The sequence below is a fragment of the Rhodovulum sp. genome (genome assembly GCF_011048875.1).
GTDB classification, from domain to species: domain Bacteria; phylum Pseudomonadota; class Alphaproteobacteria; order Rhodobacterales; family Rhodobacteraceae; genus Rhodovulum; species Rhodovulum tesquicola.
In genome coordinates, this window is sequence record NZ_DSDD01000258.1 from 1 (window position 1) to 8,889 (window position 8,889).

The following is an 8,889-nucleotide window of genomic DNA, read 5'->3' on the forward strand; positions in this document are numbered from 1 at the left end:
ACCGTGGTGCGGCGCGGGGGGCGGGGGCGGCTCGGGCGTTCTTATTTCATCGGGTGCCCGGAACGCGGTCCGGCTTGACCTTGGGCGGAGCACGGCTCACCTTGTCGCCCGTGATGCCGGAAACGCCGCGCCCTCGGGAGAGCCAGATGCCCGTCAAGAACCGCCTCGCCGAATTGCAGGACGAGATCGCCGGATGGCGGCGCGACATCCATGCCCATCCCGAACTGATGTACGACCTGCCGCGCACCTCTGGACTGGTGGCCGCCAAGCTGCGCGAATTCGGCTGCGACGAGGTGGTGGAGGCGATCGGCCGCTCGGGCGTGGTGGGCGTGATCCGGGGGCGCAGCGACAGAAGGGGGCGGGCGATCGGGCTGCGCGCGGACATGGATGCGCTGCCCATCATCGAGGCGACGGGGCTGCCCCATGCCTCGAAACATCCCGGCAAGATGCATGCCTGCGGCCATGACGGGCATACCGCGATGCTGTTGGGGGCGGCGAAATACCTGGCCGAGACGCGCAATTTCGACGGGACTGCGGTGGTGATCTTCCAGCCCGCCGAGGAGGGCGGCGCGGGCGGCAAGGCGATGGTCGAGGACGGGTTGATGGAGCGGTTCGGCATCCACGAGGTCTACGGCATGCACAACATGCCCGGCCTCCCGGTGGGCGAGTTCGCGATCCGCACCGGGCCGATCATGGCCGCGACCGACGATTTCGAGATCGCCGTTACCGGCAAGGGCGGGCATGCCGCCAAGCCGCATGAATGTATCGACACGGTGCTGGTGGCCAGCCAGATCGTCGTGGCGCTGCAATCCATCGCCTCGCGTGGCATCGACCCGCTTAAACAGGTCGTCGTCTCGGTCTGCACCGTCGAGACCGACAGCAAGGCCAGCAACGTGATCTCCCAGCATGTGCGGCTGCGCGGGACGGTGCGGACCCTGGACGAGGCCGTGCGCGACCGGGCCGAGGCGCAGTTCCGCCGGATCGTCGAGCATACGGCGGCCGCCTTCGGCGCGCGGGCCGACATTTCCTGGCGGCGCGGTTATCCCGTGACCGACAATGCCCCTGACCAGACCGGGTTCGCCGCTGAGGTGGCCGAGGGCGTCTCGGGCCGGGTGCAGCGCGACGTGGCGCCGATGATGGGGGGCGAGGATTTCAGCTACATGCTGAACGCACGGCCCGGCGCCTATATCTTTGTCGGCAATGGCGACACGGCGATGGTGCATCACCCCGAATACGAGTTCTCGGATGCTGCGATCCCGTTCGGGTCGTCCTGGTTCGTGGGCATGGTCGAGGCGCGGCTGCCCGCGGCCTGAGCCCGTGCGGATCCTGCATCTTTCGGCAGGGCGCACGCTGCGGTAGTGTGATCCCTGGTCGGGCAGGGTTCGGACGAAAGGAAACCCCATGGCAGGCAAGCAGGACTCCACCTTCATCAAGAGCGTGGCCTCCTTCGACTATGTGATGAGCGATTACACCTGGCACCTGGACCGGAACAGCGCCACGCCGTTCTCGGATTTCTTCGGCCTGCCGATGGTATCGCGCAAGGCGTCGACAACGCGGCTGAACACAGACTGGCCGACGCCGTTATCGTCGTTCTTCTATTTCCCGATGATCTCGCGCCGGAAATCGGGGATGCGCCTCAGGACGGGCAAGCGGTTCCTGTCGCTGCGCTGAGCCCTCAGCCCGCGATGGCGGCCAGCGGGGCGGGCCAATGTGCGCGCTCGAGCGTGGGCAGGACATGCGCCGCGCCGGTGAAGTCCTCGTGGTCGGTATAGGCGCTGGGGGTGACGATCACCGGCAGCCCCGCGCCCATGGCCGAGAGCAACCCGTTGCGGCTGTCCTCGAAGGCGAGGCAGGCATCGGGGCCGATGCCCAGCCGCGCAAGGGCCAGTTCGAACACGTCGGGCGCGGGTTTCTTGGCCGCCACGTCGTCGCCCGCGGCGATCACGTCGAAAATTTCTGTGGCCTCCCGGCCCCAGCAACAGCGCGCCAGCGCCTCGACATTGGGCAGGTTCGTGGTCGTCGCAACCGCCAGAAGCAGCCCTGAATCCCGCGCCGTCGCGATCAGGTCGGCCACGCCGGGGCGCAGGTCCAGATCGCCCGCGGCGAGGAACTGGCCATAGCGGGCGGTCTTTTCGCGGTGCAATTGCGCAATCTGGTCGTCAGTCAGCCGCGGCGCCCCGTCGGGCAGATCGGCCTGAAAGGCGCGCATCCGTTCCTTGCCGCCGGTGGTGCGCAGCAGGCGGCGATACGCCTCGCGGTCCCAAGACCAGTCAAGGCCCAAGGCCGCGAAGCTGTCGTTGAACGCGCGCCGATGCGCCTCTTCGGTTTCGGCAAGCGTTCCGTCAACGTCGAAGATCAGCGCCCGCAGGTTCATCGCAAATCGTCGGCCAGGCGGGCGACGATGGCCACCGCAACGTCGAAATCCGAGAACCGCGCATCCTGCGGGATGTCGTCCACATCCTCGGCGCGGTGATAGCCCTCGGTGAACAGGGCAAAGCGCATCCCCGCCTTCCGGGCACATTCCGCGTCGATCTCGCTGTCGCCGACATATACCGCGACCGTCGCGCCCAGCCGTTCCTTGACGGCCAGCGCCACAGCGGGGTCGGGTTTCTTCACGTCCAGCGTATCGCCGCCGACCACCGTGCCGAAATAGGGACCGATCCCCAGCCGGTCGAGAATCGCGCGCGAGACGGCCTCGGGCTTGTTGGTGCAGACCCCCATCGCCCAACCCTCGTCGCGGAACTGTTCGACCGCGTCCTTCACGCCGGGAAACAGCGTGGTCAGCGTGGCCGGGTCGGCCTCGTAATGGCGCATGAAGGTTTCCACCATCGCCGCCTGCCGCGCCGGGTCCAGCTCGCGCGCCGCGATCACCCGCTCGATCAGCACGGGCACGCCATTGCCGATGAAGCCGCGGATGGTGTCCAGCGGCAACTCGCCATCGCCGGTTTCGGCCAGCGTCCGGTTCACGGCGGCGTGGATGTCGGGCGCGCTGTCGATCAGCGTTCCGTCGAGGTCGAAGATGATGGCCTTCACGCGGCGTCCTTCCATTTGATCGAACAGCCCATCGACGGGATCTGCTCTGTCGGTCCCTGGCCGGTCTCGGCCACCTGTTTCATCGCCTCGTAAAGGTCGCGGCGCAGATCCGGCGGACCCGCCTCCTTGCGCGAGGCATCCAGCCGCCCGCGATATTGCAGCCCCTGCTCGGCATCGAAGCCGAAGAAATCCGGGGTGCAGACGGCGTCATACGCCTTTGCGACCGACTGATCCTCGTCATAGAGATACGGAAACGGAAGCGCCAGTTCCTGCGCAAGCCGCTGCATGTTCTCGAAGCTGTCGTCGGGATAGGCGGCGGCGTCGTTCGACGAGATCGCGGCCACCCCGATCCCGAGTGTCTGTAGGTCGCGCGCATCGCGGATGATCCGGTCGCGCACCGCGATCACATAGGGGCAGTGATTGCAGATGAACATGATCAGCGTGCCCTTGGGGCCGCGCACATCCTCCAGCGTCCAGGTCCGCCCGTCGGTGCCGGGCAGCGAGAAAGCGGGAGCTTTCCAGCCGAAATTGCAGAGGGGGGTCGAGACGGCCATCATTCGAACTCCATTTCCGTGTAGACAATGCCTGCATTCTTTGTCGCCAGTTCCTCGAACGTGTCGAGATGCGCAAACGGGCTCTGGTTGACATAATAGGCATCGTCGAGTGTTCCGCCAGAATCGATATGCTCGGCGATCCGCTCGCGCAGATAGACCAGATAATCGCGGGTATAGCGGCGGACCTGGGCCATGTTGGTGGGATGGCCGTGCCCGGGGATAACGTAAAGCGCGCCCAGGGGTTCGAAGGCGGTATCCCAAGTCTCGATCCAGCAGCTTGTGCAGGTCTCGGCAAAAATTGGCGGCATGCGCTCGTGGAACGCAATGTCGCCTGCGATCACCAGCCGTTCGTCGGGCAACCAGACCGAGACGTCGCCCTCGGAATGGGCGGGGCCGAGATAGAGAACCTCGATGCGCATGTCGCCCATTTCTATGTCATAGCGATCCTCGAAGGTGATGTTGGGGCCGACCGCTTCGGTGCCTTCCGCGTTTTCGAGGGCGTAACGCTTCATGCCTTCGAGGATCTGGAAGGAATTGTCCTCGAACACCTTCTTTGCCTCGACATGAGCCACGATGTCGACGCCTTGCGCCGCCCAGTAGCTGTTGCCCAGCATCGCATGGCCCTGGCCGTTCTCGTTGATGACCAGGCGCACGGGCTGGTCCGTGACGGCCCTGATCTCGGCATGCAGCGCCTCGGCGAGTTTCGCGTTGGCGCCCCCGTTGACGACGATCACCCCGTCGCCGGTGACGAGGAAGGACAGGTTGTTGTTGTGTCCCGCGTTTTCATAGGTCGGCGGGGCGGTGGCGCCGATGGCCGAGAAGACATTGGGGATCACTTCTACGGGCTTCGAATAGAGCACCGACTGCGGGTACTTGTCGGGGATGTCCTCGCTGGCGAAGGCGGGTGCTGCCAGCAGGGCGCAGAGTAGTGCCTCGCGGATCATGGTTTTCTCCTCCCTTTTGACGCAAGCATAGACAGATTTGAATTTGTCTGGCCAGTGCGGGATGCGCCCCGTGCGATTCCCGCTTGCAATCGGTTGCCCGGGCCGGTCTTTCATCGGGTCATGGGCATCGCGATGTTCTATCACCTCACCCGCCGCCCGATGGAGGCGACGCTGCCCGCCCTTCTGGACAAGGCCCTGGCGCAGGGCTGGCGTGTCGTGGTGCGTGGGGGCGATGCCGGGCGTCTTGATTGGCTGGACGAGCGGTTGTGGCAGGGCGACGGGTTCTTGCCGCACGGCCAGGCGGGGGGCGAGTTCGACGCCGATCAGCCGGTTCTGCTGACCACGGGCGCCGACATCCCGAACGGGGCTGTCTGCCTGATGGCTGTGGACGGCGCGCAGGTCTCGCCGCAAGAGGCCGCTGCGATGGAACGGGTCTGCATCCTGTTTGACGGCAACGATCCTGTGGCGGTCGAGGGGGCACGCGGGCAATGGCGGTCACTGACCGGGGCAGGACTGCGCGCGCAATACTGGTCCGAGGACTCGGGGCGGTGGGAGATCCGGCGCGACAGCGGGGGCTGAACGCCTTCAGCGGGTCAGGATCATCCGGTCGCGCACAAGCTCGATCTTTGCGAAGCGGTTGAGATAGCCCATCCCCAGCAGCGATTCCCGCATCTCGCCCGAATTGACGAAGGCGCGGACGCCGCGATCCTCGATCGGTCCCAGTTCCACCACATCCAGCCGCACCGGCGCGGTGCGCACCACACCGTTCGCCGTGTGCGCCTCGGCGATATAGTCCAGCGCATCGGGGTTTAGCCCCACCCGCTGCGCGTCGCGCCGGGTCAGGACCATCTGCGTCGCGCCGGTATCGACCACGAATCGCACGGGTGTGCCGTTGATCTGCACCGTCAGGTAGTAATGCCTGTCCGGCGCGCGGGGCACCTCGACGCGGGCCTGGTCGGCAAACACCTCCTGGCGCGGGGCCACGTCGCGGCGGATGTCCGACCACAGCCCGAACCCCGCGATCACGCCCACGAAGATCAGTCCCCAGATCGCCGCCTGTTGCGCGACCTGGCCCAGGCGGTGGCGGTTCGCGACGAAGAAATACCCGGCAATCGCCGAGCCGAGCAGCACCAGGTAAAGCAGTCTTGCAAGGCTGTCGCCGTCCATGGCCATCCTTTCTGGTTCCTTTCCGGATATAGGGACCGGCCCCGGAATCGCGAGGGTGTCAGACCGGCGCAAGCCCGAAATCGCGCAGCCCGTCCAGCACGAACTGCACCGACAGCGCCGCCAGCAGCATCCCCAGAAGCCGCGTGACCACGTTGATCCCGGTCCGCCCCAGCGCGCGTTCGATCAGCCCGGCGGCCAGGAACATCAGCAGCACCACCCCGATCACCGCCAGCATCACCAGATGGATCAGGATCATGGCCACCGGCTCGCGCCCGACCGTACCGATCAGCAGGATCATCGTCGCCATTGCACCGGGTCCTGCAATCAGCGGCGTGGCCAGCGGAAAGACCGACGGGTCCGGCCGGTCGTCATGGGCCTGATCCTCGCGCCGCTTGCTGCGCCGTTCGAACAGCATGTCGAGGGCGGTGAGGAACAGAAGGATCCCGCCCGCGATGCGGAAGGCGGGCATTGAGATCCCGACAAAGCCCAGCACCTGCTCGCCGAAGATTCCGAACAGGGTCAGCAGGCCGATGGCGATGACGGCGGCACGAGAAGCGATGGCACGCCGCTCGCGCGCGGCCATGCCCTGCGTCAGCGCCACGAAGAACGGCGCCAGACCGATCGGGTCGATCACCACGAACAGCGTGACGAAGGCCGAGATGTAGAAGGTCGGTTCCACCCCTCAGCCCCCCGAATCCTCAAGCGTTTCGAGTGCGGCCATCCACATCGCCTCGGCGCGTTCCAGCGCCTCTTCCACCTCGCCGAACTTGTCCTGCCAAAGCTGTCGCTCGCCTTCGCGATTGGCCTCGTACAGGGCCGGGTCGGCAAGTTTCCTTGTCAGCTTTTCGCGCATCTCGGTCAGCGTGTTGACGCGGGATTCGCATTTCCGCGCCTCGGCGCGCGCCGCCTGAATCGCTTCGCGCGAGGGTTTCCTTGCGGCCGGTTTCGCGGCGGGCCTTGCCGGTTGCGGGCCGTCCGGGGTGTCCTGCGACAGCAGCTTCCGGCGATAGGCCTCGAGATCCTCGTCATAGGGCGTCACGCGGCCGTCCATGACCAGCCAAAGCCGGTCGGCCACGAGGCCGAGAAGGTGCATGTCGTGGCTGACCAGGATCACCGCGCCGGAATAGGCGTTCAGCGCCTCGGTCAATGCCTCGCGGCTTTCGATGTCCAGGTGGTTGGTGGGCTCGTCGAGAATCAACAGATGCGGCGCGTCGAGCGTGGCCAGCAACAGCGACAGCCGTGCCTTCTGCCCGCCCGACAGGCGCGCGACCTCCGTCCCGGCCTGATCGGCCCCAAGCCCGAACCCGGCCAACCGGGCGCGCAGCCTGGCCGGGGGCTCTTCGGGCCGTTTGCGACGGATGTGCTCCAGCGGCGTCTCGTCGAGGTGCAGTTCATCCACCTGATGCTGGGCGAAATAGCCGACGCGCAGCTTGGCGGCCTTGGTCATCTGCCCGGAAAGAAGATCGAGTTTCCCTGCCAGCAGCTTGGAAAAGGTCGATTTGCCCTCGCCGTTCCGGCCCAGAAGCGCGATCCGGTCGTCCTGATCGATTCTCAGGCTGAGACGCGACAGGACCGGCTTGCCGTCATAGCCGACCGCGGCGCCCTCCAGCGCGACGATGGGGGGCGACAGTTCTTCCGGTTCGGGAAAGGTGAAGACGGCCCGCACGGCATCCTCGGGCGCGGCGATCGGGTCCATCCGTTCCAGCATCTTGAGCCGGGCCTGGGCCTGGCGGGCCTTGGATGCCTTGTAGCGGAAACGGTCGACGAATCCCTGAAGATGGGCGCGGCGCAGTTCCTGTTTCTTCGCTTCGGCGGTCTGCGCGGCGCGGGCGGCGGCGCGGGCGCGGGCAAAGGCATCGTAGCCGCCCGCGTAAAGCGTCAGCTTGCGATTCTCCAGATGCAGGATATGGCCGACCGCCCGGTTCAGAAGCCCCCGGTCGTGCGAGATCAGGATCACCGTGTAGGGATAGCGCGCGAGGTAGGATTCGAGCCACAGCGCGCCTTCGAGGTCGAGATAGTTGGTGGGCTCGTCCAGCAGCAGCAGGTCGGGGCGCGCGAACAGCACGCCCGCCAACGCCACCCGCATCCGCCAGCCGCCCGAAAAGGCCGAGCAGGGCATCGCCTGTTCGGCTTCGGTGAAGCCCAGCCCCTTGAGAATCGCCGAGGCGCGGGCCTCGGCCGACCAGGCGTCGATATCGGCCAGCCGGGTCTGGATCTCGGCGATGCGGTGGGGGTCGGTCGCGGTCTCGGCCTCGGCCAGAAGCGCGGCGCGTTCGGTATCGGCGGCCAGCACCGTATCGAGCAGCGAGACGCCGGAGCCCGGCACCTCCTGCGCGACCGATCCGATACGGGCGCGGGCGGGCAGGGCGATCTCGCCCGATTCCAGCGCCAGTTCGCCCCGGATCAACCGGAACAGCGTGGTCTTGCCCGCGCCGTTGCGGCCCACCAGCCCGACCTTGTGGCCATCGGGAATCACCGCCGAGGCGCGCTCGAACAGCGGGCGGCCCTCCATGGCAAAGGATATGTCGTCGATCCGCAGCATGTCGGGCTAGTGCCAGCGCCGCACCTTGGCGTCAATCGCGGCTTTTCTCCGCCAAGGCCCCATGCTAGCAGGACCGCGAATTTTCCCATGCCCCCGCCCGGGGGTGCCGCAGTACACAAGGACATCCGACATGGCGATCCAGCGCACCTTTTCGATCATCAAGCCCGACGCGACGCGCCGCAACCTGACCGGCGCGATCAACGCCAAACTCGAAGCCGCGGGCCTTCGCATCGTCGCGCAGAAGCGCATCCACCTGACCAAGGCGCAGGCCGGCGTTTTCTATGCCGTCCACAAGGAACGCCCCTTCTATGACGAACTGTGCGAGTTCATGGCCTCCGAGCCGATCGTCGTGCAGGTGCTGGAAGGCGAGAATGCAATCGCGAAGAATCGCGAAGTGATGGGCGCGACCAACCCCGCCGAGGCGGCCGAGGGCACGATCCGCAAGGAATTCGCGCTGTCCATCGGCGAGAACTCGGTGCATGGCTCGGATGGCGAGGATACCGCCGCGGTCGAGATCGCCTATTTCTTCTCGGGTCTCGAACTGGTCGGCTGAGGGCGCGGTCGCCTTCGGAAACAGGCCTGAAAATTCGAAGGGCCGTTCCGCCTGGGCCGGCCCTTTCGCGTGGCCGGTGCACGGTTCTTGCGTCTG

11 protein-coding genes are annotated in these 8,889 nt (G+C 66.4%); 4 read left to right on the forward strand and 7 right to left on the reverse strand.

Translation table 11 applies throughout. The features are described 5' to 3' along the window. Positions 1-146: 146 nt before the first annotated feature. Both ENN83_RS09090 and ENN83_RS09095 read left to right on the forward strand, forming a co-directional pair. Positions 147-1,313, forward strand: coding sequence for a M20 aminoacylase family protein (locus ENN83_RS09090; protein WP_287186126.1), 1,167 nt, complete (start codon positions 147-149; stop codon positions 1,311-1,313). A gap of 88 nt (positions 1,314-1,401) precedes the next feature. Next, entirely contained in the window at positions 1,402-1,671 is a 270-nt protein-coding gene (locus ENN83_RS09095) for a hypothetical protein (protein WP_287186128.1), read from the forward strand. Between the two features lie 4 nt (positions 1,672-1,675). Here the strand turns inward: ENN83_RS09095 and ENN83_RS09100 are convergent, their stop codons facing one another. From ENN83_RS09100 to ENN83_RS09115, 4 genes are read right to left on the reverse strand one after another with little or no spacing between them, the layout of a single operon-like run. Then, positions 1,676-2,374: an HAD family hydrolase gene (locus ENN83_RS09100; protein WP_287186130.1), complete on the reverse strand. Its 699-nt coding sequence runs from the start codon at positions 2,372-2,374 to the stop codon at positions 1,676-1,678. Further along, complete coding sequence (gene gph, locus ENN83_RS09105; protein WP_287186132.1) at positions 2,371-3,033, reverse strand: phosphoglycolate phosphatase; 663 nt, start codon at positions 3,031-3,033, stop codon at positions 2,371-2,373. The genes ENN83_RS09100 and gph overlap by 4 nt, the downstream gene beginning before the upstream one ends. Then, positions 3,030-3,587 carry a thioredoxin family protein gene (locus ENN83_RS09110; RefSeq protein ID WP_287186134.1) on the reverse strand — a complete coding sequence of 186 codons (558 nt, stop codon included), beginning with the start codon at positions 3,585-3,587 and terminating at the stop codon, positions 3,030-3,032. The genes gph and ENN83_RS09110 overlap by 4 nt, the downstream gene beginning before the upstream one ends. Next, positions 3,587-4,531: an MBL fold metallo-hydrolase gene (locus ENN83_RS09115; protein ID WP_287186135.1), complete on the reverse strand. Its 945-nt coding sequence runs from the start codon at positions 4,529-4,531 to the stop codon at positions 3,587-3,589. The genes ENN83_RS09110 and ENN83_RS09115 overlap by 1 nt, the downstream gene beginning before the upstream one ends. Positions 4,532-4,651: 120 nt before the next feature. On the opposite strand from ENN83_RS09115, the gene ENN83_RS09120 reads away from it, so the two are divergent. Then, positions 4,652-5,110 (forward strand): DNA polymerase III subunit chi, encoded by a 459-nt coding sequence (locus tag ENN83_RS09120; protein WP_287186142.1) that lies wholly within the window; start codon positions 4,652-4,654, stop codon positions 5,108-5,110. A gap of 6 nt (positions 5,111-5,116) precedes the next feature. On the opposite strand, the gene ENN83_RS09125 is transcribed toward ENN83_RS09120, so the two are convergent. Genes ENN83_RS09125 through ENN83_RS09135 form a run of 3 tightly spaced genes read right to left on the reverse strand, consistent with a single transcriptional unit; the run spans position 5,117 to position 8,240 of the window. After that, entirely contained in the window at positions 5,117-5,704 is a 588-nt protein-coding gene (locus tag ENN83_RS09125) for a retropepsin-like aspartic protease family protein (protein WP_349760107.1), read from the reverse strand. 52 nt (positions 5,705-5,756) lie between these two features. Continuing rightward, on the reverse strand, positions 5,757-6,377 hold the full coding sequence (locus ENN83_RS09130; protein WP_287186137.1) for a MarC family protein: 621 nt from the start codon (positions 6,375-6,377) through the stop codon (positions 5,757-5,759). A gap of 3 nt (positions 6,378-6,380) precedes the next feature. Further along, positions 6,381-8,240 (reverse strand): ABC-F family ATP-binding cassette domain-containing protein, encoded by a 1,860-nt coding sequence (locus tag ENN83_RS09135; protein ID WP_287186138.1) that lies wholly within the window; start codon positions 8,238-8,240, stop codon positions 6,381-6,383. Between the two features lie 130 nt (positions 8,241-8,370). Here ENN83_RS09135 and ndk point away from each other — a divergent pair, with 130 nt between their 5' ends. Further along, the gene (gene ndk / locus ENN83_RS09140) at positions 8,371-8,793 is read left to right on the forward strand and encodes a nucleoside-diphosphate kinase (RefSeq protein ID WP_287186140.1); all 423 of its coding nucleotides are present in this window, start codon (positions 8,371-8,373) and stop codon (positions 8,791-8,793) included. Positions 8,794-8,889: the final 96 nt, after the last annotated feature.

Excerpts from the sequence above, each read along its gene's own strand:
- ENN83_RS09090 (WP_287186126.1), top strand. The coding sequence starts at position 147 with ATGCCCGTCAAGAACCGCCTCGCCGAATTGCAGGACGAGATCGCCGGA.
- ENN83_RS09095 (WP_287186128.1), top strand. The coding sequence starts at position 1,402 with ATGGCAGGCAAGCAGGACTCCACCTTCATCAAGAGCGTGGCCTCCTTC.
- ENN83_RS09100 (WP_287186130.1), bottom strand. The coding sequence starts at position 2,374 with ATGAACCTGCGGGCGCTGATCTTCGACGTTGACGGAACGCTTGCCGAA.
- ENN83_RS09110 (WP_287186134.1), bottom strand. The coding sequence starts at position 3,587 with ATGGCCGTCTCGACCCCCCTCTGCAATTTCGGCTGGAAAGCTCCCGCT.
- ENN83_RS09115 (WP_287186135.1), bottom strand. The coding sequence starts at position 4,531 with ATGATCCGCGAGGCACTACTCTGCGCCCTGCTGGCAGCACCCGCCTTC.
- ENN83_RS09120 (WP_287186142.1), top strand. The coding sequence starts at position 4,652 with ATGGGCATCGCGATGTTCTATCACCTCACCCGCCGCCCGATGGAGGCG.
- ENN83_RS09125 (WP_349760107.1), bottom strand. The coding sequence starts at position 5,704 with ATGGCCATGGACGGCGACAGCCTTGCAAGACTGCTTTACCTGGTGCTG.
- ENN83_RS09135 (WP_287186138.1), bottom strand. The coding sequence starts at position 8,240 with ATGCTGCGGATCGACGACATATCCTTTGCCATGGAGGGCCGCCCGCTG.
- ndk (WP_287186140.1), top strand. The coding sequence starts at position 8,371 with ATGGCGATCCAGCGCACCTTTTCGATCATCAAGCCCGACGCGACGCGC.